Origin of the sequence: Pseudonocardia nigra, from assembly GCF_019396355.1 — a bacterium.
GTDB lineage: Bacteria > Actinomycetota > Actinomycetes > Mycobacteriales > Pseudonocardiaceae > Pseudonocardia > Pseudonocardia nigra.
This window is the reverse complement of sequence record NZ_JAHKRK010000106.1, coordinates 1-24,587: the sequence shown is the minus strand read 5'-3', so window position 1 is coordinate 24,587 and position 24,587 is coordinate 1. Positions and strand designations below refer to the sequence as shown.

The 24,587-nt window shown below is 73.2% G+C and carries 14 protein-coding genes and 1 pseudogene; 5 read left to right on the top strand and 10 right to left on the bottom strand.

Features of this window, described 5'->3' with window-relative positions; genetic code table 11:
- Nucleotides 1–123 precede the first annotated feature (123 nt).
- From KME75_RS23495 to KME75_RS23465, 7 genes and pseudogenes are all read right to left on the bottom strand, one after another.
- On the bottom strand, nucleotides 124–2,436 hold the full coding sequence (locus tag KME75_RS23495; RefSeq protein WP_219417039.1) for an ATP-binding protein: 2,313 nt from the start codon (nucleotides 2,434–2,436) through the stop codon (nucleotides 124–126).
- Nucleotides 2,430–5,168 (bottom strand): hypothetical protein, encoded by a 2,739-nt coding sequence (locus KME75_RS23490; protein WP_219417038.1) that lies wholly within the window; start codon nucleotides 5,166–5,168, stop codon nucleotides 2,430–2,432. The genes KME75_RS23495 and KME75_RS23490 overlap by 7 nt, the downstream gene beginning before the upstream one ends.
- Nucleotides 5,169–5,197: 29 nt before the next feature.
- The gene (mads7, locus tag KME75_RS23485) at nucleotides 5,198–6,853 is read right to left on the bottom strand and encodes a methylation-associated defense system protein MAD7 (protein WP_443690184.1); all 1,656 of its coding nucleotides are present in this window, start codon (nucleotides 6,851–6,853) and stop codon (nucleotides 5,198–5,200) included.
- A 1,783-nt stretch (nucleotides 6,854–8,636) separates the two neighbouring features.
- Nucleotides 8,637–10,658: pseudogene (locus KME75_RS47465) on the bottom strand (protein kinase domain-containing protein); the annotation flags it as partial.
- A 62-nt stretch (nucleotides 10,659–10,720) separates the two neighbouring features.
- Nucleotides 10,721–13,036, bottom strand: a complete 2,316-nt coding sequence (locus KME75_RS23475; RefSeq protein ID WP_219417035.1) for a GmrSD restriction endonuclease domain-containing protein — start codon at nucleotides 13,034–13,036, stop codon at nucleotides 10,721–10,723.
- Between the two features lie 359 nt (nucleotides 13,037–13,395).
- Nucleotides 13,396–13,818, bottom strand: coding sequence for a hypothetical protein (locus KME75_RS23470; RefSeq protein ID WP_219417034.1), 423 nt, complete (start codon nucleotides 13,816–13,818; stop codon nucleotides 13,396–13,398).
- A 42-nt stretch (nucleotides 13,819–13,860) separates the two neighbouring features.
- Nucleotides 13,861–14,394 (bottom strand): hypothetical protein, encoded by a 534-nt coding sequence (locus KME75_RS23465; RefSeq protein WP_219417033.1) that lies wholly within the window; start codon nucleotides 14,392–14,394, stop codon nucleotides 13,861–13,863.
- Nucleotides 14,395–14,688: 294 nt separating this feature from the next.
- On the opposite strand from KME75_RS23465, the gene KME75_RS23460 reads away from it, so the two are divergent.
- Nucleotides 14,689–15,471, top strand: a complete 783-nt coding sequence (locus KME75_RS23460; protein WP_219417032.1) for an aminotransferase class IV — start codon at nucleotides 14,689–14,691, stop codon at nucleotides 15,469–15,471.
- A gap of 471 nt (nucleotides 15,472–15,942) precedes the next feature.
- The gene (locus KME75_RS23455) at nucleotides 15,943–16,593 is read left to right on the top strand and encodes a hypothetical protein (RefSeq protein ID WP_219417031.1); all 651 of its coding nucleotides are present in this window, start codon (nucleotides 15,943–15,945) and stop codon (nucleotides 16,591–16,593) included.
- 292 nt (nucleotides 16,594–16,885) lie between these two features.
- Here the strand turns inward: KME75_RS23455 and KME75_RS23450 are convergent, their stop codons facing one another.
- From KME75_RS23450 to KME75_RS23440, 3 genes are read right to left on the bottom strand one after another with little or no spacing between them, the layout of a single operon-like run.
- The gene (locus KME75_RS23450; RefSeq protein ID WP_219417030.1) at nucleotides 16,886–17,368 is read right to left on the bottom strand and encodes a flavoprotein; all 483 of its coding nucleotides are present in this window, start codon (nucleotides 17,366–17,368) and stop codon (nucleotides 16,886–16,888) included.
- A complete protein-coding gene (locus KME75_RS23445; protein ID WP_219417029.1) occupies nucleotides 17,368–18,513 on the bottom strand; it encodes a helix-turn-helix domain-containing protein in 1,146 nt (381 codons plus the stop codon). Before KME75_RS23445 ends, KME75_RS23450 begins: the two co-directional genes overlap by 1 nt.
- A gap of 60 nt (nucleotides 18,514–18,573) precedes the next feature.
- The gene (locus KME75_RS23440; protein WP_219417028.1) at nucleotides 18,574–19,476 is read right to left on the bottom strand and encodes an SEC-C domain-containing protein; all 903 of its coding nucleotides are present in this window, start codon (nucleotides 19,474–19,476) and stop codon (nucleotides 18,574–18,576) included.
- A 196-nt stretch (nucleotides 19,477–19,672) separates the two neighbouring features.
- Between KME75_RS23440 and KME75_RS23435 the strand changes: the two genes are divergently transcribed.
- From KME75_RS23435 to KME75_RS23425, 3 genes are all read left to right on the top strand, one after another.
- Entirely contained in the window at nucleotides 19,673–21,250 is a 1,578-nt protein-coding gene (locus tag KME75_RS23435; protein ID WP_219417027.1) for a TIGR02677 family protein, read from the top strand.
- Complete coding sequence (locus KME75_RS23430) at nucleotides 21,247–22,491, top strand: TIGR02678 family protein (protein ID WP_219417026.1); 1,245 nt, start codon at nucleotides 21,247–21,249, stop codon at nucleotides 22,489–22,491. The genes KME75_RS23435 and KME75_RS23430 overlap by 4 nt, the downstream gene beginning before the upstream one ends.
- Nucleotides 22,488–24,587, top strand: a 2,100-nt coding sequence (locus KME75_RS23425) for a TIGR02680 family protein (protein WP_219417025.1), incomplete at its 3' end; no start/stop codon positions are given. The genes KME75_RS23430 and KME75_RS23425, both read left to right, overlap by 4 nt.

Sequence of the window (24,587 nt, the reverse complement as noted above, 5' to 3'; positions counted from 1 at the left end):
CATCCCGACGATCTGCCGACCCTCGTACGATTCGCTCACAGGGGCCTCCTCAAATCGATGGTGTGAGCACCCCGAGCATGAGCCGGGAGTCACGAGGAGCGGAGGCCCCGCTCCTTCATCACATCAGTCCTTCGCCATGAACACCTTCCGCGCCGTGGCCTGCTCCGGCATCGAGACGTACGCCTGCCCGACCGCGAGCTTCTCCAGCTCCACCGACATGTCCTGCCCGTCGCGCCCCCGCAGGAATCCGGCCACCGTCCGGCTCTGCGGGTAGTTGCAGCGGAAGGCGACCTTCGTGCCGGCGTTGCTCAGCACGTCCTTGTGGAAGTCGTCCACCCCCTGGCTCGCGACGACGACCGCCACGCCGTACTTGCGCCCCTCCTTCATGATCTTCGGGAGGGTCACGTCGCGGGCCAGCCGGTGGGCCTCGTCGAGGACCACCGCGAGGCGCAGCTGACCGGTCTGGCCCCAGCGGAACATCTCCCGGTAGACCTTGCGCAGCACGAACGCGCCCGCGGCGAGCTGCACCTGCTCCATCAGCCCGTGCACGTCGAGCACGAGGCCCTGGCGCAGCAGGTCGGCGAAGCCGCGGCCGGGCTCCGGCTCGACGAAGAGGCCGAAGTCGCTCAGCGGGCGCAGGCGGGCAGCCACGTTGCGACCCCGGCCGGTGCCTTCCGCCGCGCTGACGGCCGCGGCCAGCTCGTCCATCGTCGGGAGCCCGTGGGGAGCCGTGAGGCCGTTGAACCCGTGCTGCTCGTAGATCGCACGCACGCCCTCGTAGACCACGTTGCGCTGGATCTCCCCCAGCCCGCAGACGTAGCCGATCACCTCCGACAGCTCCCACGCCGCCTCCCGGTAGCGGCGCGGCTGGTCGAGCTCGAACGGCGAGATCGGCAGGCCCTGCGAGGCGTCGAGCACCGCGGCGCCGCCGGCGGGGGCGGCTGCCATGTCGCCATGGAAGTCGAGCACCAGCGCCGGGAGGCCCTGCTCGGCGAACGAGTTGAGGATCCGCCGGGTCGTCACCGACTTACCCTGCCCCGGGATGCCTAGCACGAACAGGTGCGGGCTGCCGGCGGTGCTGATCCGCCAGCGCGCCTCGGCGGCGTGAACGTCCTGTCCGAGGACCACCTCGACGGTCTGTGGCAAGGAGGCAGGCTCGGACGAGCCATCTGCGGGCTCGGCCGAGGACACGGCGGCCTCCGAGCCGGTCGGGCTTCCGTCGGCGGTTGCCGCAGCAACGGGCGGAGGCGGTGGCGGTAGCGCGACGGTCGGGTCCGCCGGCGGAGCAGGACGCGGCCGGGGCGTGGGGCTCGGCCGCGGGCCGGGGCTCGGGGGTGCCGGAACGCTCGGGGCGGCAGAACGCGGCGCCGTCAACTGCGGCGCCGGGGCCGGACGAGGAACGGGCGGCGCCGGCTCGGAGATCGCCCGGCCGTTCGACGGACCATGGTCGACGACCGCGGGCACCTCAACAACCGGTGGCGACGCCGGCTCCCGCCGGCTCGGCGTGAACCCGGCCGCACCCAGGTCCGCGGCGGTGAGCACGTCGATCCGCACCCCGCGGTGCTCGTTCGGCAGCCCGGCCCGGTCGCCCAGGCACACGACGTACCCGCGGCGGCCGATCTCCGGCACCAGCGCGCCGTCCTCGATGCGCTCGACGAGCCGCTCCACCTCGCCGCGCCGGCGATCGTCGAGCAGGTCCATGGCGAGGGCCCGGTCGGCGTGGTGGCGCAGGATCCCGCCGAGCCGCGCGCGCTGGAGCTCGGCGTCGATCCGTGGCGGGTCGGCGCGGAAGAACGTGTCGTGCAGCATCGCGACGGTCGCGTCGAGCTGGTCGACGATGTCGTCCACGAGCGCCGTCGGCAGTGCCGCGGCCCGCCGCGTCTTGACCTCGACACACTCCATCCGCAGCGTCCGAGACGTGGTCCGGACCAACAGGACGTCGCAGCGCCGTACCCCCGCGTCACCACCTCGGGTGTCGCCGAAGACCTCCTGGTGCGCGTCCACCGGCACGACGATCGTGCCGTCGAGCTCGCCGCGCCGGCGCAGGTGCGCCATCAGCACGGCGAGGCCGACGGCCTCGGTGGCCAGGCTGGACCGCGCGACGAGCCGCAGCGCCAGCCGGCCGGAGACCACCTGCAGGTGGTCGAGGACGGACCGGACGGAGCGCTCCTCCGCCATCAGGTCCAGCCCGCCCATCGCGTCGGCGACCAGCCGCTCCACCTCGCCCCGGTGCGCCGTGGTGACGGTCAGCCGCGGTCCGAGTCCGTCCAGGAAGTCCGGGGCGTAGTCGAGGATGTACGGCGTCGAGTCCCGGTCCACGCCCGCCGTGTAGAGGTCCAGGCCGAGGTTGCGGTCGAGCGTGAGCACCCAGTCGGCCCGGTCGTGCGCTGCGCGCAGCGACGCCAGCTCACGCTCGTTCAGGCTGGCGGTCAGCACCGGCGGCCCATCACCCCGGTCGAGGGCGGCGCCGAGTGCGGCCTGGTACGCACGGTGGGCCTCGACGGCGTCGGCGCGCCCTCGCGGTTGCGCGCCCGCAGCGCCGGCGCGGTGCGCCACACCGGCTCGCCGTTCGCCCGCCGCGTCTGGGCCGTTGTCAGCAGGTTGCGGAACGAGGCGGACGCCTCCACCCCGGCGCCATCACCCGGCCGGAGCTCGGTGACGGCCAGGTCGGCGACGACGCCCAGGTGCGCGGCTCCCACGTCCGTCGCGAGCCGCTCGTGGTCGCGGACGCTGACTCCGAGCGGCGGGGTGAGGTGCGACCGCACGCCCTCGACCTCCTGCGACGCCACTGCGCGCTGCAGGTCGGTCAGGGCGGGCACGGGGTCCGTGAAGGACGGGCGGCGGCTGTACGCGGTGAGCTCCAGCCGGGCGGGAGCGGCGGCCGGCTCGTCGTCACCGCCGGAGGCGGACAGCACCGACGACTCGGCCAGCGCCCGCGCCAGCAACTCACCGGAGCCGGCGTTGTAGGCCAGCAGCCGCAGCGCGTCCTGTCCGGGGTTGACCGCCCGGTAGGCCGCCACGCGCTCGGCGACGACCGACGGCGGCAGGTCCGCCGGAACGTCGCGGCGGTCCAGGCCGAGCACCTCGAACACCGCCTGCACCGCGGCCCCCGGCTCGGCCTCCTCGGTGTGCAGGTACACCCCGGTGCCGAGGGTGGCCTCCCGGACGTAGACGAACGGGAGCCCGTCGACGCCGCGCACGGCGAACGGCAGGTTGGCCGGCGCGACCCGCCGGACGAGCCGCGCGTCGACCGACTGCCGCCGCCGCGCCGCGGACCGGCCGACGTCGGCGAGCTCCCGGGCCCACCGGGTGAGGGTGGCGTCGAACTCGGCGGCCCAGGCCAGCCGCATCGGGTGCAGGGGCAGCACGAGTGTCGCCGCGATGGGCGGGTGACCGACGGTGTCCACCGACAGCCGCACGGTGTCGAGGGCGAGCAGCCCGCTGCGGATGTCGGGATCGGTCGTGGCGTCCAGCGCCCGCCGGTAGGACTGGCAGTACGCCGCCACCTCTTGGCGCAGTTCGTCGTCCCACGCCAGCGTCTCGACGACGTCGCGCGGACGCCGAGCGGCCAGCCGGTCGAATAGGTGCCGCCGGCGTTCGGCGAACGTGGGCGGTAGGATGCCGTTCACCGGGGTGAAGTCCTCGGAGTCGAGCACCTCGCCGAGCCGGCCGTCGGCCTCCCACGCCATGACGCGGCCGCGCTCGGCGAGCGAGCGCCGCTGCAGGTCGGTCACCGCCGGGCTGAGCGCGAGCTGCACCGTGCGCCGCCCGCCGAGGCGCAGCGAGAACGCTCCACCGGCCCAGTGCGGGGCGTCCTCCCGGTGGTCGTCCTGCCCCTCGAGCCCGGCCTCGAGCCGGGCCTGCGCGAGCGATCGGCTGGATGCGCGGCGGTGGGAGGGATCGATCGGATCGGACTCCCAGCGCACCGCGAACTGCTGGCTCTCGTCGACCGCCTGGTCGCCCCCGAGCAGCAGGACGGGCTGCCCGTCGGTGCCGAGCGCGGTGAGCCGCACGACCAGCAGCGCGCCGTCGGTGAGGTCCTCTTCCGCGAGGTCCAGGCGCACGGTGCCGCGCCGCTTGTCGCCCTTGACGGTCTGCTTCGCCAGCGGCTCGGTGTCGGGTTCGCGCAGGTCCTCCGGGGGCAGCGCCTCCAGCAGCCACCGGTCGACGGCGTCGGTCTTCGCCGGGTCGGTGCGCCAGGTCAACGCCACGGTGCCCGGGGAGCCCTCCCCCGTCTCGACGTAGGGCAGCTCACCGGCGCCCTCCTGGTGCAGCCGGGTGCCGGGCCGCAGCGTGCCGTCGTCCTTGAGGAACGGGTCGAGCCGGACGCTGCCGAGGTCGACGGTGCGCGGTTCCACGAGCGGCCAATGCTCGAAGCTCAGTTCCCCCAGCGGTTCCGGGAGCGGCGCCGCGAGCGGTGCCGCCCACGCCGCGGCATCGGAGAGATCGACGTCCGGTCGCGACAGGTAACGCGTGATCCGGTCCCGGACCTTGCCCTCCTGCAGCTCCGCAGCGGTGAGCCGGTCGCCGACCGAGGCGACGGCGCGCGACGGGCGGGAGATCGCGCGCACGCAGGCGACGTTGTGGGGCAGGCGCCCGACGAGGTCGGCCCCGCCCAGGTCGGGGATGAGACCGACGGTCCAGAGCGCACGACCCGCGGTCTCCCACGTCGGCGACGATACGACGGCCGCGAGGTAGCGGGCCCACGCCTCGACCGGGCGGCTGCGGCCCAGCTCGCGCGCCACCCGCCGGACGCCGTCGACCACCTCGGTGCCGCTGAGCTGCCCGAGCAGCTCCTCCCCCGCCTCGGTGAGCAATGTGCTGACGTCGACGCGGGCGAAGCTGTTGTCCAGGGAGCTGGCCGCCGACCCGCTGCCGACGGGCACCATCAGCACCAACCGTCGCTGCTTGCGGTTGCGCAGCTCGATGGCCCGCTCCGCCGGGATCGTCGGTCCGCCGTCGGCCTGCTCGACGTGGTCGGCCAGCACGTGCACGTCGGTCGACCCGGCGGGCAGCAGGTTGCGCAGCGCGGCCACCAGCCGGCCCGCGTCACCGCGGCGGACGCTGTCCACCCGCAGGCAGTGGCCCGTGCCGTGGTCGGCCAGCCGCCGCGCGAGCAGCTCGGCGACGACCGCGACGACCTGCTCGGGCAGCTGCGGCTGGGACATCGGCTCCGCCGGGAGCGTTGACGCGGTCATCACGAGTCTCCGAGGGGGTGGCGGACGACCTGCACGGAGAAGTCGTCGGAGAGGCTGTCGAAGCAGCCGAGCAGCTGCAGCCGCCGCGTGAACGCGTCGAGGTTCGCGCCGGCCGCGGCCCTGGCCTCGGCGCCGTCGAGGAACGCGGGCGGGCGGTCGATGAGGATGCCGAAGCGGTGCCGCAGCGCGTCGAGCACCTCGCGCAGCGGCATCGTCGCCCGGGTCGTGATGCCGTCGGGCTCGACGAACACGGCGAGCAGCAGCGCGGTGAGCAGCTCGTCGGTAGGGGCGTAGCGCCACGAGCGCCTGCTGCGCACGGATCCGCGCAGTATGCCGTAGGCCTTCTCCAGGCCGCTCACGGAGGAGAACCACTTGACCGCGTTGCCGACCGCTCGTGTCTGGTTGACGTACTCGAGGATGTCGAGCAGCTTGTCGACCTCGCTGCCGTCGCCGGCCTGCACCCGCTGCAGGAACTCGAGCTCCGGCTCGCTGGCGTCCCCGGAGGCCGTCGCCTCGGCAACGATGTCGTCGATCCGGCCCATCGCGTAGGACTCGACGCGGCGGTGCTCACGCAGCGACGCCAGATGCACGAGCCGGTCCGCGCTGCTCAGCCCGGCCCGGCGCTCGGCCTCGCCCGGGATGCGCGGCAGCGCCTGCTCGATCACCACGAACGCCATGCGGTCGCGGAACGCCAGCCGCACCCGGTCGAGGTCGCGCTCCATGCAGCGGCGGGACATGCGGTCGGACTCGGAGCCGAGGTCGCCGGTGAAGTCGCAGTAGAGCTCCACCGGCGACGCGGGGGCAGGGCCAGGCGCCATGTCGGCGGGCCGGGCGCCGGTGCGCAGCAGCTCGTGGCCGGCGGCGTCGGCGCGCAGGCTGAACGTGAACACGCCGAGCGCCAGCAGCGCGGCGAAGCTCGACATGAGTGACGGCACTGGCAGCCGGTCGCCGTAGGCGCGCACGTGGCCGAGCAGCGTCGCGCCGAGGTCGGCGGCGATCCCCGGCAGCGGGCTGTCGGTCGACACGATGTCGATCTCACGGGCGTCGGCCATGGCGAAGCCCTCGACGAAGCGGAACTCCAGCAGCGCGCCGATGTCGAGCCGCTCCGGGTCGTCCAGCTGCGGTTCCCAGCGCGGCTCGGGCCCGATAGTGAGCCCCCGGCCGACGGTGCGGGTGACGAGCTCGCGCAGCTGGGCCCGCGCCGACGCCGACCCGCCCGCCTCCGCGCCCCGCCGTTCCAGCTCGGCGAGCAGCAGCCCGTAGACGACGTCGTCGATACCGCGGTGCCGGCCTCGCTTCGTGGGCAGGCCGGCGCGGTAGGCGGCCAAGGTCAACGGGGCGACGGCGAGCATCTGCTCACCAGTCTTGCCGCGCCCGACCCGGCCCATGTCCACCACGCACGAGCGCAGCCAGCCGTCCAGCAGCGCGAGGTCGCGCTCGTGGGTGAACCCCCGTACGAACCCGCGCTCCAACATCGCGTTGCGATAGCCGGTGAAATCGCCCGCGTCGGTGCGCGAGCGGCTCGACCGCCCGCCCTTGACGCACATCTCGAACAGCTGCGGCAGCACGCGGTCGGTATCGGTGTCCAGCAGGGAGAACACCGTGAGCGGCCGGTACTGGTAGGTGCGCAGCGGGGTGGGCAACGGAATGCTCATGACGACCTCCGGACGATCCCGCCCCCGGTGACCACGCTGGCGACCACCGAGCTGCCGGAGCCGTCGACGATGCGGACCGTGTGCGCCGGCTCCAGACGCAGCCGGTTGCCGAAGCCCTCGATCTCCTGGCGCAGGGCGGCCGACGCGGCGTCACCGAGCACCTCGCCGTCGGCGGAGCGCAGCAGCAGCTCGGCAGTGTCCAGCGTGATACGCAGCCGGGCCCCGGAGCGATGCCGCAGCTCCAGCTGATCGGGGAAGGACTCGACGAAGGGTGCGCTCGCCGTCGCGGCCACGAGCTGGAACTCCGCCGCCGGAAGCTCCTTGATGACGACGATCGACCGGACGGCCGGGTCGTCGAAGGCGCGGTCGCGCAGCGCGAGCCGGCCTTCGTCCGGGTAGCCGACGAACGCGAGCACCCGCGACACCCCCAGCAGCACCCGCGGCAGCGCCGCGGCGGGGTCGCGCAGGGCGTCGAGGTAGTCGTCGAGGTAGCGGTAGCTGGCACCTCGTGCCGGGCGCCGGGCGCCTCCCACGCCCCGAAGTAGAGCGCCCGCTTGAGCCGGGTCATGGCAGCGGGGTCGAGGGCCGCGAGGTCGGGGACGAGGTCTCGACGGCCTCGGGCCGCGCGAGCCGCCCCGGGCGCCGGCAGGGCCGCTGGATCGAGGTCCGTCCACTCCTGGACCAGGTAGTCACCGCTCGCGGCGTCAAAGGCCAGGTCGAACGCGCGCCGCCCGGCCGATGGGTCGAGGCGGTTCTCGACGTCGGCGTGCACGGCCTCGCACGACAGGTCCCCCGTGATCAGCCAGCCGAACGCCGACCGGACGTCGCGCACCGTCGCCCGCCGCCGGCGACGCAGGTGGCTGGTGAGCAGCAGCTCCGAGACCGCGCGGCGCGCGCGGCCGGCCCGCAGCTGCTCGGCGTTGGCCCGCATCGGGCAGACCTCGCGGGCCTCGCAGCCGCCGCACACCTCCCAGCGATGCAGGGCGGTCAGCGACGCGAGGATGTTCGCCCCCAGCGCCGGCCCGTCGAGATCGGGCAGGGCGAGCGCCCGCCGCTTGAGGTCGACCAGCACGACCCGGCCGCCGGGCGCGTCGGATCCGCTACCGCGCAGCTGCCGGTCGAGCTCCGTGGCGATCTCCGGGTAGCGGTCGCGGTGGTCGATGCAGAACTGCGTGATGCGGCCGTCGTTGGCCGCGAGGAGCACCGTCCGCCGCGCCGGGTCGTCCCCCTCGCCGGGATCGAGGGCTTGGCGCAGCAATGCGTCCGACGTCAGCTCGCCGTGGGACTCCGACGCGTCGTACACCGCGGCGAACGTGCGTCCGCCGAGCCGTTTGCGCCATCCGGCGGCGTCCTCGTGGACGGACGTGGCGCCGGCCTCGTCCAGTGCCGCGCCCACGCGCACCAGGAACGAGGTCTTGCCGTCCCCCGGGTTGCCCGAGAGCACGACGACATCGAGCTCACCGGCCAGGATCGCGGGCAGCAGCTCGGTGTCCAGGCGGGTGGCCGCGTAGGTGTCGCGGGCGAACTCGTCGTCCAATCCGCGGTTGCCGGCGTTGCCGATCGCGCTGTGGCGGTACAGGCCGCGCAGGGCGTCCACGGTGGGGTTGACCACGCGGCCACCAGGCGCAATGGCGGTGTCGCTCGCCCGCAGCAGCTCCTGGGCGAACGCGGCGGCGTCCTGCGGTCGCTCACCCGGTTCGGCGGCCACGGCCGTGTAGAGCGCGGCGAGCAGGGCGCGCCCGTAGCGCTGCACGTGCTCCGCCGTCGGGGGCACCAGGGTGCGCCGCTCGTCCATCCCTGCACCGGCGTACGGGAGCCGGCCGAGCATGGCGTGCAGCACCGAGGCGCCCGCACTGTAGATGTCTGCGGCGGGCGACCACTGGCGGCGCGCCCACACCTCGGGGGCGGTGAAGGGCGGGGACCCGACGGCCGACCGCGCATCGTCCGCCTTGGCCGCGAGCCCGAAGTCGATCAGCACGGCCCGGCCGTCGTCGCGGACGATGATGTTGTTCGGGCTCACGTCGCGGTGGTACAGCGACTGGCTGTGGGCGTCGGCCAGGCCGTTCAGTACGTCGACGGCGATCCGCCGGGCCTCGTCGCGGTCGAGCAGGTGGCCGCCGGCCGCGAGGTCGTGCAGCGTCTGGCCGGGCACGTACTCCTGCACCAGCACACCGGGCTCGGGGTGCGGCAGCCGGTCGTTCATCTGCGCACAGTGGTGGCTGCGCAGCAGGCGGGCGTTGTCGTACTCGGCCTTGACCTGCTCGGCGCTCACGCGCTCGGGGCGCAGGCACTTCAACGTGCGGTGCTCGTCGAGGTTCTCGTCGAACGCGAGCCAGGTGGTGGCCCACGCGCCCTCGCCCAGCGGGCGCACCAGGCGGTAGCGGCCGCCGAGCACGGCGCCCGCCACCATCGGTTGGTCCGGCGGCTGCGGCGTTGGCCCGGATCCGGGTGCGGGTGCGGGTCCAGGGGCCGTGGCGGCAGCAGCCTGCGTGGCGGTGAGTCGCTCCGTGGAATCGGGCGACAGGCACCGCGCCAGCACGTCGCCCACCACGGGGTAGTCGGCGGCCCGCTGCCGGGCGAGGTCGTGCTCGGGGTGGTCGCTCGCGTCCCCGTGCAGCCACTGCACCAGGCACAGCGCCAGGCTGTAGACATCGTCGGCGGCCTGGTGGAACGCCAGCGGCACCCCGGTCGGCCGGAACCCGGCCGAGGCGTGCTCCTCGTCCAGGGCAGGGGCGATCGTGGCGGCCGAGGACAGGTGCGCCCGGCCGAAGTCGCGGAACCGGACACGGCCCACCGGCGTCACCTCGATGCTGCGCAACTGCAGCGCCCGGTGGGTGATCTCGCGCTCGTGCACGTCGGCGAGCGCGGCGAAGGCGTCATGCACCACCGGGACGCCCTGGCGCGGTGGCACGCGCCCGCTCTCGTCATGCCTCGGACGGGCGGCGGCGGCGAGCCTCCACAAGCTGGCGCTGTCCTCGACGATGACCGGGGTGACCCGGTAGCCCTCCCAGTCGAACCAGCCCTGCACACGCCAGGTGCGCTCCTTGGCGGCGAGCTCGACGAGCACGTCATGGTCGCGCGTGGCGAGCTCGCGCGCCTTGTCCGGATCGGCGACGCCGTCGATCGGCACGCAGGTCAGCTGCGCCTGCTCACCGGCCGGGGTGCGGGCCGCGTACACCCGTGCGTTCTCCTGCGGTGGCAGCAGACCGAGCACCTCGTACTGCATGATCTGCGCGGGAAGCTGCTCAGGGCTGCGCCGGGGCAGGCCGAGCAGGAATTCCATCAACTCCGGCCGCCGCGCGGCCATGCCCTGCGGGAAATCGGCGTCGAGTTCGGTGAGCACCTTCGCGGTGTCGCCGAGGCGGAGCACTGCGTGCTCGCCGAGGTCCCCGGCGTCCTCGAGCATCAGGTGGTCGTGGGAGAGGACGACGTGAGCGAACACCGGGCGGGCGTTCTTCGGCAGCCGTCCGAGCGCCTGCGCCCAGCCCGGGACCTTGAGCTTCAACCGTCCGGCCAGCACCTTCGCGGCGTGCGAGACCTGATTGACCGGGTTGTGCCGCCGTTCGCCCTTGACGTACCAGGACACCTCGCCGGTGACGACGTGTGGCCCCCACGCCTTCTCCTCGCACACGAACACCGCGTGCCGGCCGATGACCACGAGGTCGAGGTCGACGGTGCCCATTCCACTCGGGACGTTGCGCCCGGCGATGACATCCCAGTCCGGCGGCAGGTCCTCGGCCAGTCGGCGGGCGGCCTTCTCCTCCCCCGGGCCGTGCCAGTCGCCCAGGACGTGCAGCCGTGCCACCAGCCAAGCCTCCGTTCGGCGGTACACCGAGGATGTCCCGGTGCACGCGGGTGATCTGTGTACTACTGCCCTGCGGAGCTGTCCGAGGGCACCAACCCCCGGCGGCGGTCCCTCCGGCGGCGCGTGGTGCGCGGGAGCTCGACACGAGCCCGCGCGGTGGCGATCTCGTCGCGCGTGAACAGGGGCGTGAATCGGGGGTCGAGGACGAGCGCCTCGACCGTGAGATCGACGCGATCCTCATCCCAGAGCCGGACGAAGCCATCGCTCGGGGTCGGTGTCGCGAGCAGGATCCGGGCGGCTTCCAGCGCGCCGTACTGGTGGGCCATCTCCCGCAGCACGCTCGGCGTGTACTCCAGCTCCGACGTGCAGGCCTCGATGAGCGCAAACACGGCGTGGTCGAACTCCCCCAGCTCCGGAACATCGTCGGCCACGGCGACGACACCGGTGGCGCCGAGCTCCGACTCCCGCTCCCCTGACGCGACGGCGTTGCGCCGTTGCGCGAATCCTCGAAGCGCGTCGACCAAGGTGAAGACCTCGTACCCCAGCTCCGACAGGCGCGGAAGGTCCGCCTCGTCAGGGTCCAGCTCCAGCACGGTGGGCGCGCCCTGACCCGGCTGCAACCCGTCCGGCCAGAAGGCCTTCGCCACCGCCAGCGGACGACCGGTCTCGGGATCCGCGATCTCGGCGTCGAGCACCGGCTTGGCACAGCCCATGCCCACCAGCTCGTCGACCAGCGCCCTGATCTGTACCGCACGGGCGTCCGGCTCGTCCGGCTCGGGAGAGACGGCGACCGCCTCCAACCGCCTGGCCCATGGCCGCGTCCCGGCGAGCAGCTCGCCGAGGAACTCGTTCGCGGCGGCGGCGATCAGTTTGCGCCGGGCGGTGAGGAACTTCCGGTAGTTCTGCACGCGCCAGAGCGCAGGGTCCTCCGGAATCCACTGTGAGCGGAGCGCGGCGCCGTCGAGCGACCCCAGGTACTGCTCGGGGTCGAGCCCGCTCAAGCTCATTGCCGAGGCCGGCGTGAGGAACGCGAAGTTGGCGATCGCGTTCACCTCGGCTCGCGGGTAACCGGCCTTCGCCAGCGCCTGCTTCGGGAAGATCTCGTGGACCTGGACGGCGGATGCGTCCTGGCCGAGCACCCGCGACGTCGCGATGTCGCGGGCGCCCGTGACCCGGGCCGTCATGTACAGCAACGGGTACGGGCGCGAGCCCTTGCCGACGCCCTCGAAGTCCTGCGCGTCGACCGACAGGTTGCCCTTCCGCGTGCGGGCCAGCGCCGCGATCACGCCGTCGATGCCGGACTTGTCAACCGTCTCCAGGTCCTTGGCCAGGAACGTCTCGGCGGACGCGGCGAACCGCCCGCGCACCGCGGCGTGGACGTACCAGTACAGCGCCTTGTCGGCCTCGGCCCCGTCGGCGAACCGGCCGCCGCGGTTGTGCAGGTGGCGCGAGATGACGGGGACCGCGTAGCGGCCCATCAGCACGCGGTCGTGGTCGAGCCCGAGCCGGCCGGCGGCGAGCTCGAAGAGGAAGTGGTCGACGTGGTGCAGCGTCTCGTGGAGTGCGTCCTGGAACTCACTCGCGCTGACGTCTTCCAGCGCGGAGAACGGAGCACGCCCCGTCGCGACGGCGTTGACGTTGCGCAGCAGCCAGTCGGGGGCGAACTGGTAGCCGGCGTCGTTCCAGCGGTCGAGGTTGCGGCGCATCGTCGGGCGCGCGTCGCCCCACTCGGAGCAGATCCGCGCGAGGGCGAGATCGCCCTTCGAGAGCTTGGTGCCCCCGGAGTTGACCCTGTTGAAGATGTCGACGACGACGTCGACGGACTTGTCCGCGCCCGTGATCGCCTCGATGTGGAAGTCACGCTCGAGGATGTTGCGCAGCAGCTGCACCCGGTCGACGTACTCGGCGAACCGCTCGCGCGTGTCGGGGTTTGCCCCGAGCATCGCGTAGGTCGCGTTCGGGCCGTCGACGAACAGCGTCGTCACGTTGATCCAGCGCGGATCGTCCTTCATCTTCACCGGGCCGTAGAACTCGAACGCCTCGGTCTCGACGTTGAACCGGAGCCCGCGGAAGGTGTCGGGGTCGCCTTCGAAGAACGACGGTGCCCGGCCGCGGACGATCCCGTACAAGGTCGTGACCCGCTGCTGGCCGTCGAGGAGCAACGACTTGGTCCCGGGAGTCACGACCGTCCCGCCGCGTACGGCCTGCGCGCCACTCTCCGTCTCCCACACGAGCAGGGCACCGACCGGATAGCTCTTGTAGAGCGAGCGCATCAGGCCACGGACCTGGTCGCGATTCCAGACGTAGCCGCGCTGGAACTCCGGGAGGAGCATCGATCCTGCGTCGATCTGATCCAAGATCGTGCTGAGCTTCGCCATGCCCCCCGCTTCCGTGCCACTGCCTGGTGAAGATCGCCCAGAGTTGGCCCGACTACGGGCCGCAGGCCGAGGTCGACGCGTACGGGGAAGGCCAGAGGTGAACATCGGGGACGACGCAGAGAGCGAACCACCTCGGTACCAGGACTACCTGCGCCCGGCATGAAACCTCAGCCGGTGCCCGAAAGGGTGCCCGACCCGTACTTCCGATCGAGGGCGGCCAGGTCGAACTCCACGCGGATGTTCGCCGCCGACCGCTCGATCCGGGCGAAGCTCCAGACGGTCCGTTAGCGGTGTCCTGATCACGCGATCGCGGGTGCCGGTGCCGGATGCTCCTGCCGATCACTCGTTCGAGCGCGATCTTATGACCACGGACGGACCACTGCCAGGCGCCGGCTGAGCGGAGTGCTCCGAGCTGGTTCCCAGCTCGTGCGGGGGCCTCCGAGCGTGAACTCGAGGTTGTGGGAGAGGAACGTGGTCACGGCAATGTCATCTGCAAGGTCGAGCTCGACGTCACGCCCATCCAATGGCATCACGAAGATCGTTCCGTCGTCGTCGCCGTCGTCCCAGTGAAAGGTGATCACCAGCGTCGTGCCGAGCGCGGCCGCGTCGATGAGGCGGAGGCTCCGGTAAGGCTCGAACATCTGCTCCTGGGGGAGGGCAATGGCGCGTGATCCATCAGCGAGTTCGACGACGGTCGGCTCGCTCACTCCCGGGTCCAAGCGCTCTGGCGAGTAGGACTCCTTCACCAGCGCTGCGAGCACCTTCACCTCAGCCGCATTCACCACGACGAGACTAGCACCGCAGCGGTGCCACCAATGGTCAGGTCAGAGGGACTCGTTGACCCAGTCCGGACATTTGTTCTCGGGGTTCGCATTCCGCGGAATCTTGCAGTAGGCCGTGAGCACGCCGAAGGGTTCGCGATCGGGAGCCTCCTTCGACTGGCTCCGGTCCACCTCGACCCAGATCGACATGATCGGCCGCCCTTCGACACGCAGCTCCGCGATGTAGCGGACGCGACCACGCGGCGCGCTGATCGGGTAGGCGTTACTGACGATTCGCTCGATCGCGGTATCACTGACGTTGTGATCGTAGAGAGCATGCAGCCACCCGAAGCCGCTCGCACCCGAGCCGTCGGAGCGGCCCTCGCGGAGGATGACAGTGTTGCCGAGCGGGTCGACGACCGCCGAGTAACACCGGTATGCGGCCTTGTCGCCGGTGTAGGCAGGGCCACCCTCGGTTGATCCCGGGCACAGTGCGTACTTGGCCGAGCCCAACGGCACGTCTGCATGCGCTGCCCCCGTCATCACGGTGGCCAACAGCACGGCCAACAGCAGGGTTCCGATGCGCCTGACGGACATGGAGACCTCCACAGAAAGGAACAGGGGTTGCGTTCGACCCCTTTCCGCCGAAGGAGAACGCGGCGGCGGCCCGTTTCCGGGAGGAACGGGAAGAATGTTTGCGATCGCGAACGACTTTCCCGCCCCCCACCTCCGCGCCCTCATGCAGGGTTGTTCCGCCATCACGAGTCGCCCGCTACGAAGCCGAGAGCCGTGTCAGCGTCGAGGGATCGCGCTGTCGAGGTCGTGCCTCCACCAGCCCTGGCACCACCGCTGGCCGTTCGGCGCGTCCACCGGCTCGGTAGCCTCCGCCCCGTGGACGAACTCGCCTCCGTGAACGGCACCATCGGCCCCGCCGACGAGATGACGATCCCGGTCACCGACGAGGGGCTTTTGCGCGGGGACGGCGTGTTCGAGGCCGCGCGGCTCTACGGCGGGCGGCTCTTCGCGTGGGACCAGCACCTGGCCCGGCTCGAGCGGTCGGCGGCGAACATCCGCCTCGAGTTCGACCTCGCCGCCGCGAAGTTGGAGGTCGACGCGCTGATCGCCCGGGCGGGCGCCGTCGACGGGGTCGTCCGGCTGGTGATCACGCGGGCCGGGCGGCGGATCGTGGTGCTCAGCCCGCTCCCGGACCGCGCGCCCACGGTGACGCTCGGGACCGTCGAGTACGCGCCGTCGCGGGTGCTCGACGCCGTCAAGTCGCTGTCGTACGCCGCGAACATGCTGGCGTCGCGGCTGGCGAAGGAGGCGGGGGCGGACGAGGCGCTGCTCGTGACGCCCGAGGGGCGGGTGCTCGAGGGGCCGACGTCGGCGTTCTTCTACGTGCTCGATGTCCGCCTGTGCACCCCGCCGCTGGCCGACCAGGTCCTCGACTCGATCACCCGACGCCACGTCCTGGCGCTCACGGACACCACCGAGCGCAGCCTCGACCGCGGCGAGCTCGACGAGCTGGAGGAGGCGTTCCTCGCCTCGACCACCCGGGAGGTCCAGCCCGTGGCCGCGATCGACGGACGGCCGCTGCCGGCCGCCCCTGGGCCGGTGACCGCGGCGATCGCCGAGGCCTTCCGCCAGCACGTCGAGGTCCGTACCTCGGCGTGAACTGCCATGCCCTCGCGCGGCGCAGACCCCAGTGCCACGTCGCTTGTCGATCGAGACGGGTGCCGGGACTCACTGGTGGTTGGGCGGGTGCTTGCAGGGGCGCGGAAGCCGGTTCGTGACCCGCGAGCGGCAGGCGGCGGGCGAACGTGCGGTGATCAAGGCGCTGCGGTCGTCCTGAATCGAGGCCGTAGCGACGTTTGCGCCTTGATCAGCGACGTTCCCGCCCAGCCGACTCACCACGTCCCATGGGGCGCCCGGCGACGACGTGCAGAAGGGCGTCGATCAAGCATTGCCGTCGACCTTCATCGAGACAGTTGCGACGCTTGCGCCTTGATCAGCGGGGGTTCCTGAAGGGAGGGGCGGGGGTCGACGGGCGTGCGACTTTTCCACGACCCGGCTCGCCGGCGACTGGCGCTCCTATGCTCGCGGTCACCGTTGGACTGCGGGCGATCCCGCCGGAGTGGAGGCGCCATGGGGAAGCCCGACCAGCCGAGAGACAAGAGCGGCCGGTGGATCCCTCGCAGCGGTGGAGCTTTCGCCGCCGTCGTCGCGGTCTCCGTCGCGCTCGCAGCCGGCCCGGGTGTCATCGGCAGCTCGGGAGCGGGGAGCAGTGCCGGCAGCACCGTTCGCGCCCAAGGCGCCCCCAAGGGTCATGCCAAGGCCCGCGACCGCAGTTCCGCGCGAACGGTTCTTCGGCTGGAGCAGCGGGGCCTCCGCGTCGAGCGGCGTGTCACCTCCGATGCAGCCGACTGCGCCGCCCACTCCTATGGCCTCGTCCGCGAGTTCTTCCAGGAGCAGCCGTGCAGTGCGTTGTACCGCCCGCTGTTCGAGGTGCACGACACGCGACGGGACGTCGTGCTCGTCGCCGTCGCGTGGGTCGACATGCCCGACGTGGATCAGGCGCGTGCGTTCAAGCGGCTCGTCGACCGGCACGGCACCGGCAACGTCACCGAGCTCTCCCGGGAGACCCGGCGCTACCGGAACGTGCGGTTCAGCGGCGAGTACTACGCCTCGGTCCGGAACGACTCCACGGTGATCAATGTTCAGGCGCAGCCGGTCAGCCGCGCCGGAGCAGGACTCGACCTGGCCGAACAGGTGGTGGAGGCCGTGATCTCGGGGTGAGCCGCCCGATCATGAACGCAAACGACCGCGCCCGCGGCTGAGCTCGGCGGCGGTCGAGGCCACCAGATGGAGCCGGCACGGCCACACCGGCCGACCGTGACCCGCGCCGAGCGAGCACAGCACGCACCGGCCGTCGGAGGCCGATATGTGCTCGCGCAGGATTCGCTGCCAGACCACGGGGTCACCCTCGGCGAGGGCGCGGGCGAAGCCATCTGCGGTACGCACGCCCACAGAACATCGGCGATCGAGGGCACCCACCCGCACGGAGATGCGACCCGCACCGGGGTGCGGGTCAGGCGACGGCGCCCGTGACCCAGGACGGCCGGAATGCGGCGACGACTTCCGGTCCCGTTCCCGAGGACACGGGCTCGGGGGCGCCGATCCGACCCGACCGCGGATCGACGAACCGGACGCCTGCCGCCGACAGCGTCCGAAGTGTCGACGGCCACACGGGGTGGGCCCAGAGACGGTCGTTCACCATCGGCACCGCCACGATCGGCACGCCGGCACCGAGCGCGTCGCACAACACGCCGGGAGCCGTGCCATCCATGATCCCCGCCGCGACCTTGTTGGCCGTGTTGAACGTGAGCGGACAGGCGATCACCGTCTGGGGTCGCGGCCGGTCCTCGTCAGAGGGCCACGCGCACCAGTGCCGGGCCGCCTCGGTCACCACGAGCGACACGGTCCAGCGGCTCCGCAGCTCGCCGGCCAGCTCCGGCGCGCGGGCGGCCAGCGGCGCGCCGCACACCACGAGTGTCAGCGGCGGCGCCTCCATCAGATCGCCACACCCGCGCGGTGCGCCAGCCCGCGCACGGCTGCTCCGCTCGATCCACGTGCCCGCCCGAGGAGCTGACGGATGGTGTCGCGGGCGACGACGTTGCGGCGGGTGACCTGTGGCGCGTTCCGCTCGACCTCGAGCAGTGCCACCAGCGCTTCCGCGTCGCGCCGCCGCTGCGCATGTGCCCAAGCGATGTCGAGCTGCACCTGCACACGGCGGCTGCGCAGCCCCTCGGAGAGTCGGTCGAGATCGACGTCCTCGGCCGCGGCGAGCGCGGCGGGGGCGTCGCCGAGCTCGACGGCGACCGACACCCGGTGAATCGCGACGTTCGTCGGCCCGAAGGCGGTCCACCGGTGATTGGCGTCCTTCCCCAACCGGCTCGCCACGCAGTCGGCCCGATCGAGCCGATCGGCCGCCGCAGTGGCGTCGATGCGGCGAGCGGCGGCGACCGCCGCGATGAGCCATAGCGCCCCGACGACGCTGGACGCGGCGGCGTCATCGCCATGATCCAGCTCGGTCGCCATGCGAACCGCGAGCTCCTCGGCCTGCGCCGCCCGCGGTGTCGGCAGCAACGCGCACACCACCTGGTGCACGGCCATCCCGAGATCGGCCGGGTCTCCGCCGCGCCTCGCGACTGTCCATGCCCGATCCGCGGCGACCAATGCGAGATCGTACGAGCCGATCTTCGTCAGTGTCTTCGCGACGACGGTGTAGCCGGCGGCCACCAGCGACGGCTCGTGTCCCTCGAGCGCCACGATCAGTCCCGGCAGGTCGGAGAGCACGTCGTCGTAGCGGGCGGCCTGGTAGGCGTGGTGGAGGTCGGGCACGGCCCGGCGGACGTCGGCGCCGAGCACGCTCGCCGCCCCGAGGAACAACGCGCGTTCGATCGCGTCAAGACGATCATCCGTCCTCGCACCTGCCGTTGGGCTGCTCGACCGATCGGGCGTGGCGAGGACGTCGATGTCGACACGGAGGACCCTCGCAAGGTCGCGCAGGACGGTGTAGCTGTCGACGCCGCGCAGGCCTCGCTCCACCTGGGACAGCCACGATTCCGAGCGCCCCACCAGGCCGGCGACGGCGGCCTGGCTGAGGCCGCGTCTGCGGCGGTGGAGCGCGATGCGGCGCCCGATCGGTTCGCTCACACCCCGGATCGTGGCACAGCGAGAAGGCACGGGACGGCCATCACTGGTTCGGCATCCTGATCACGGCCGGCCGCAGCACTTCTTGTACTTGGCGCCCGATCCGCACCAGCACCGCGCATTGCGTTCCGGCGGCCAGGGGACGGTCCGGTCGTCCGGGACGGAGTTGGCGTAGTTCGTCTTGATGGCCGAATCCGTCGGCGAGCCGCCGACACGCTCCGCGAACGCGACGAACTCCGTCACCGTCGTCAGGACCAGCCGGATCGTGGGCACGCCGCTCTCGGCGTGCTCCCGCCACTGCCGCTCGATCGCCGGGTAGAACTCCTCGTCGGGCCCGGGGTACTCCTCCGGCCAGCGGCGACGGGCCTCGGCCCGCTCGGCACGTTGGAACGTGAAGATCCTCAGCTCCCGTGGCGGCCGCCGCTGCAGTAACCGGAGGCCGAACGGGTCGGCCGGCGCGACGGGCACGATCTCGTCCATGGCGTCCGGAGGCAGGCCCAGCTGCTCGCGCACATGTTGCCGGCCCCTCAGCGAGATTGATTCCATCTGCATCCAGCCGTTCGGCCCCCGCAGCGCGTCGAGCTGCTCGGGCGTCAGCCGCGCGACGAAGCGGTCGTACCACCGCAGGGCCTCATCGAGATCGCCGCGCTCGGCGAGCAGCTCGGCGGTGAACGCGCAGTTGTGGGCGCTCAACTCCGGGTCCCGGGCCAGCGCATCGAGCTCTGCGGCCGCTGCCTCTGGGCGGCCGTCGTCGAACAGTAGATCCGCCAACTCGGCCCGGGCGAAGAAACTGTCGACACCCTCGCCCCCGGCCACTTCCCTGAGCAGCTGCTCGGCGCGGTCGGCCCGCCCAGCCCGCTTCCACGCCGCAGCAGCTTCCAGAAGGATCTCGCCGCGCTCCTCCGGGTACTCCTTGGCCTCGGCCTCGAGCGCCCGGGCCTCCTGATCAGTGCCGCTCGCAGTCATGCGCGGCACGGTATCGGTGGCGCACGCCACGGCACACATCCCGTGGTGTCCGCACACATGGTCGGCCATGTGTGCGGACGCCCGGAGGTGTGTGCGGTCCCCGTCAGGAGCGCGGGTCTCGGCGGGCCGCTCCGAGAATGTCGGGGCCGCCCCCTACTCTCGGCACCGCCCGATGGGACGACGGGAAGGGGGCCGGATGCACAGCGCGTTCAGCTACCTGACGGCCGGCAAGTCCGAGCTCTACAGACGGGTGATGCTCGCCTTTGTCGCCGCCAAGCGCCGCTTCACGGTGCACCTGCGCCCGGAGGACGTGCACGAGGCGCTCCGGGGCACGGTCGACCTGGCCGCGATCAGCGACGCGCTGGTCGCGCTGGAGGGCTGGGGCAACCTGCGCTCGGACCCCGACACCAGCCGCGTCACCACGGTCGAGGACTTCCACCGCGCCCGCTTCCTCTACCAGCTCACCCGGGAGGGCGAGGCCGCGGAAGAGGCGCTGGCCGTCTACGACGAGGCGCTGGGGCGTCGCGGGGCGCTGCAGGCGGTCGCGCTGGCCGACATCGCCACGCAGCTGCGCGCGCTGCTGGAGCTGGCCGCCACGGCCGACCCGGATCCGGCGAAGGTGCACCTGTCGCTGCGGGCGCTGGTCGACCGCTTCACCGACCTGGCCGCCAACGCCCAGGCGTTCATGGGCTCCCTGCAGCGCTCCATCGACCTGCACGACGCCGACGCCGAGGCGTTCCGCGCCTACAAGGACCGCCTGATCGACTACCTGCAGCGGTTCATCACCGACCTGGTCGCCACCGGCGCGGAGATCGCCGGTCTGGTGGCCCGCATCGAGGAGGCCGGGGTCGACGCGCTGCTCGACGTCGCGGCGCGCCGGGAGGCGTCCGACGCCGCGCCCGGCGCGGATGCGGACGGCGGCGACGACCCGCGCGAGGCCGAGTTCGCCCGGCAGGCAGTGCTGTGGCGGGAGCGGTGGGAAGGGTTCCGGGCGTGGTTCGTCAGCGCGCCGCAGCACCCCAGCCAGGCCAAGCTGCTGCGCTCGCAGGCCCGCGCCGCCATCCCGCAGCTGCTGCACGTGGTGGCCGCGCTCAACGAGCGGCGCACCGGCCGGTCCGACCGCTCGGCCGACTTCCGCACCCTCGCGCTCTGGTTCGCCGAGGCCCCCGACGACGCGGCGATGCACCGGCTGTGGCGCGCCGCGTTCGGGCTCTCCGCTGCCCGGCACCTCACGGTCGACGCCGACACGCTGGCCACGCGCGCCGAGGAGCCCGTGCCCGCGAGCACGCCGTGGGCGCAGGCACCGCCGCTGCAGATCAGCCCCCGGTTGCGGCGCACCGGCAGCTACGAGCGGCGGGGCAAGCCGTCGCGGGTGGCCGACCGGTCCGAGCAGCGCCGCCACCTCGCCGTGCTGGCCGCCGAGGAGGCCGCGCAGCTGGCCCAGGCGCGCGCAGCGCTCGCCACGGCCCACCCCATCCGGCTCTCCGACATCGCCACGCTCGACGAGGAGCCGTTCCGCCTGTTCCTCGGCCTGCTCGGCGACGCGCTCACGGCGCTCACCCCGGGCCGCCGCGAGGTGTCCACCACCACCTCCGACGGGTCGATGGCCGTGCGGCTCACCGTGCTGGACCACGGCGCTGATGCGCGCTTCGCCGGGGCTCCGCGCGGCGACGAGGTGGCCATCCGCACTCCCCACGGCGTGTTCCGCGGCCCCGACCACCTGGTGCACATCGTCGACCTCACGGCCGACTCCACAGCGGAGCTGACGGCATGACTGGCCTTACCCGCCCCGCCGGCTCCGGAAGCTCCGCCGGCTACCATCCCCCAAGCGCGCTCGACGCCGTCACCGCCGCACGCCGCTCCGAGGTCACCCGGGCGGCCCGGGCCCTGCTGCGGCGTCCCGTGCTCCGGGCGAACGGCCCGGATGCCGAGCTGGTCGTGCTCGTCCGGCGGCATGCGAGCGAGCTGCGCGCCTGGTTCGACCGCAACACCGGATGGCGACTCGTCGTCGACAGCGAGGTGGCCCGGCTGGTCAAGACCGTGCCCGACACCGCCGACGCCACGCACCCGGCGCGCGACCCGCGCAGCCGGGCGGTGTTCTCCCGCCGACGCTACGTACTCACCTGCCTCGCGCTCGCCGTGCTGGAGCGCGCCGACGCGCAGGTCACGCTGGGGCGGCTGGCCGAGCAGGTCGTGCTCGCCGCCGCCGACCCGCAGCTCGCGGCGGCGGGTGTCACGTTCGCGCTGGAGCGTCGCGAGGAGCGCAGCGACCTGGTCTCGGTGGTGCGGCTGTTGCTCGACCTGGGCGTTCTCTCCCGGGTGGCGGGCGACGAGGACGCGTTCGTCCGCGACGACGGCGACGCGCTCTACGACGTGGAGCGCCGGGTACTCGCCGCTCTGCTGGCGAGCCCGCGCGGGCCGTCGACGATCGCGGCGGCCGGGCACGAGGAGCGGCTCGACGCGCTCGCCGAGGAGCTTCCCGCCACCACCGACGACCTGCGCAACCAGCAGATCCGCCACCGCCTCACCCGGCGCCTGCTCGACGAGCCCGTGCTCTACCACGCCGACCTCGACGACGCCGAGCTCGCCTACCTCACCAGCCAGCGGTACGCGATCACCAGCCGGATCACCGAGCTCACCGGCATGGTCGCGGAGGTGCGGGCGGAGGGGATCGCGATGGTCGACCCGCTCGACGACCTCACCGACGTCCGGATGCCCGAGACCGGCACGGAGGGCCACGCCACGCTGCTGCTCGCCGAGCACCTCGCGGCCGCCGACGGCCCGGTGCCGCTCCCCGCCCTGCACGCCCACCTGCGGGCTCAGGCCGCGGCGCACGCCACGTACTGGCGCAAGGACGCCACCGCCCCCGGTGCCGAGGTCGAGCTCACCCAACTGGCGCTGCGCCGGCTGGAGGCGCTGCGCCTGGTCCGGCGGGCAGGCGACGACGTGTGCCCGCTGCCGGCGCTGGCGCGCTACGCCGTGGGCGAGCCGCAGATCCAGGAGGCCCGCCGATGACCACCACTCTCCCGGAGCCGAGCCGGTCCCGGTGGCAACCGCTGCGGGCCGGGCTCGTCGACCTGTTCTACTACGACGTCGAAGAGTTCTGGTTCCACGACGGCCGGCTGCTGCTGCGGGGCAACAACGGCACCGGCAAGTCGAAGGTCCTGGCGCTGTTGCTGCCGTTCCTGCTGGACGGGGACCTGTCGCCGCACCGGGTCGAGCCCGATGCCGACCCCAAGAAACGCATGGAGTGGAACCTGCTGCTCGGCGGCGAACACCCGCACCCCGAGCGGCTCGGCTACGCCTGGCTGGAGTTCGGCAGACGCACCGACGACGGGCGCGCCGAGTTCCGCACCATCGGCTGCGGTCTCAAGGCCGTGGCCGGGCGCGGGATCGCGCGGCACTGGTTCTTCGTGAGCGACCAGCGGGTCGGCGCGCAGTTGCACCTGGTGGACGCCACCCGCACGGCGCTCACCCGCGACCGGCTCACCGAAGCGCTCGCCGGGCACGGGCTGGTGTACGACCGCCGCCAGGACTACCGCCGGGCCATCGACGAGGCCCTGTTCGGCCTCGGCGAGCAGCGCTACGGGGCGCTCGTCGACCTGCTGGTGCAGCTGCGGCAGCCGCAGCTGTCGAAGCGGCCGAGCGAGAAGGCGCTGTCCGACGCGCTCACCGAGGCGCTGCCACCGCTGGACCAGGCCGTGGTGGCCGACGTCGCCGAGGCGTTCCGCAGCCTGGAGGAGGACCGCGACGAGCTTGCGGCGATGACCGAAGCGCACGGGTCCGCGCAGGCGTTCCTCGGCCACTATCGGCGCTACGCCGCGGCCGCCGCCCGCCGCCGTGCCGACCGGCCGCGACACGCGGAGCAGCGCTACCGGTCGGCGCGGGAGGCCCTGGCCGGGGCCGAGGAGTCCTACCGGGTCGCCGACGAGGCAGCGGCGGCCGCGCAGGAGAAACTCGCCGACATTGCCGCGGAGGCCGAACGGCTACAGGCCCGCGACCGGGCGCTGCGTGAGAGCCCGGAGATGCGCAGCGCGCAGGAGCTGGAGCGCCGCGCAGGCGAGGCCCGGCGCCTGCGCACCGCCGCCGACGACGCCGCGCGCGACGAAGGGCGTGCGGCGGCAGCGGTGGCGAGCCGGCGGGAGCGCCGCGATGCGGCTGCCACCCGGGCACGCGGTGCGGCCGAGGAACTGAACGAGCTGCGCCACGGCGCCACCACCGCGGCCGGTGCCGCCCGGATCGAGCAGCGGCACGCCGCGGAGGTCGACGCGCGGCTACCCACCGACGACCCGGCCGGCGCCACGGAGCAGGCGGTCGAGGAGCGGCTGCGCGCGGTGCGGCGCTCGGCCGACGACCTGATCAGCCGCCAGGAGCGCTCGATCCGCCACGTCGAGGGCCTGCTCACCGCCGAAGCCGAGGCGGCACGGGCGCTGCTCGCCGCCCGCGGCACGGTCGACCGGCTCGCCTCCGCACTCGCCGCGCTGGCCGAGCGGCGCAGTGACGCGGCAGCGATCGTCGAGGAGCGCGGGGCGGAGCTGGTGGCCGCGGTCCGGGCCCACCTCGGGGCGGCCGCCGAGCTGACCGTGCCGGACGTCGAGGAGGTGCTGGCCGCACTGGAGCTGTGGGCCGGCACGCTGGACGGCCCGAACCCGGCACGGGCCGCCGTCGACGCCGCGGGGCGGGCCGCCACCGACGCCCTCGCGCGGATGGGCGCCGGGCTCGACCGGCGCGCCGCCGACGCCGCCGCTCGCGCTGCCGAGCTGGCCGCGGAGATCGCCCGGCTGGAGGCGGGCGAGCACGGTGCGCCGCCCGCGCCGCACACCCGCGACCCGGCGGCCCGTTCCGACCGGGCGGGCGCGCCGCTGTGGCAGCTCGTCGACTTCACCGACGACGTCCCCGCGGCCGACCGAGCCGGGCTGGAGGCCGCGCTCGAGGCGTCCGGGATCCTCGACGCCTGGGTCGATCCCGACGGCGTGCTGCGCGACCTCGCCGGCGACGTCGTGCTCGCCCCGCAGCCGGACGCGGCGCGTCCGGCCACCGCGCTCGCCACGGTGCTGCGTCCGGCCGCCGACCCGGACGACCCCCCCGCCGCCGCCGTTCCCCGGGGCCCG

Excerpts from the sequence above, each read along its gene's own strand:
- KME75_RS23440 (WP_219417028.1), bottom strand. The coding sequence starts at position 19,476 with ATGACTGCGAGCGGCACTGATCAGGAGGCCCGGGCGCTCGAGGCCGAG.
- KME75_RS23465 (WP_219417033.1), bottom strand. The coding sequence starts at position 14,394 with ATGTCCGTCAGGCGCATCGGAACCCTGCTGTTGGCCGTGCTGTTGGCC.
- KME75_RS23475 (WP_219417035.1), bottom strand. The coding sequence starts at position 13,036 with ATGGCGAAGCTCAGCACGATCTTGGATCAGATCGACGCAGGATCGATG.
- mads7 (WP_443690184.1), bottom strand. The coding sequence starts at position 6,853 with ATGAGCATTCCGTTGCCCACCCCGCTGCGCACCTACCAGTACCGGCCG.
- KME75_RS23430 (WP_219417026.1), top strand. The coding sequence starts at position 21,247 with ATGACTGGCCTTACCCGCCCCGCCGGCTCCGGAAGCTCCGCCGGCTAC.
- KME75_RS23455 (WP_219417031.1), top strand. The coding sequence starts at position 15,943 with ATGGGGAAGCCCGACCAGCCGAGAGACAAGAGCGGCCGGTGGATCCCT.
- KME75_RS23450 (WP_219417030.1), bottom strand. The coding sequence starts at position 17,368 with ATGGAGGCGCCGCCGCTGACACTCGTGGTGTGCGGCGCGCCGCTGGCC.
- KME75_RS23490 (WP_219417038.1), bottom strand. The coding sequence starts at position 5,168 with ATGTCCCAGCCGCAGCTGCCCGAGCAGGTCGTCGCGGTCGTCGCCGAG.
- KME75_RS23435 (WP_219417027.1), top strand. The coding sequence starts at position 19,673 with ATGCACAGCGCGTTCAGCTACCTGACGGCCGGCAAGTCCGAGCTCTAC.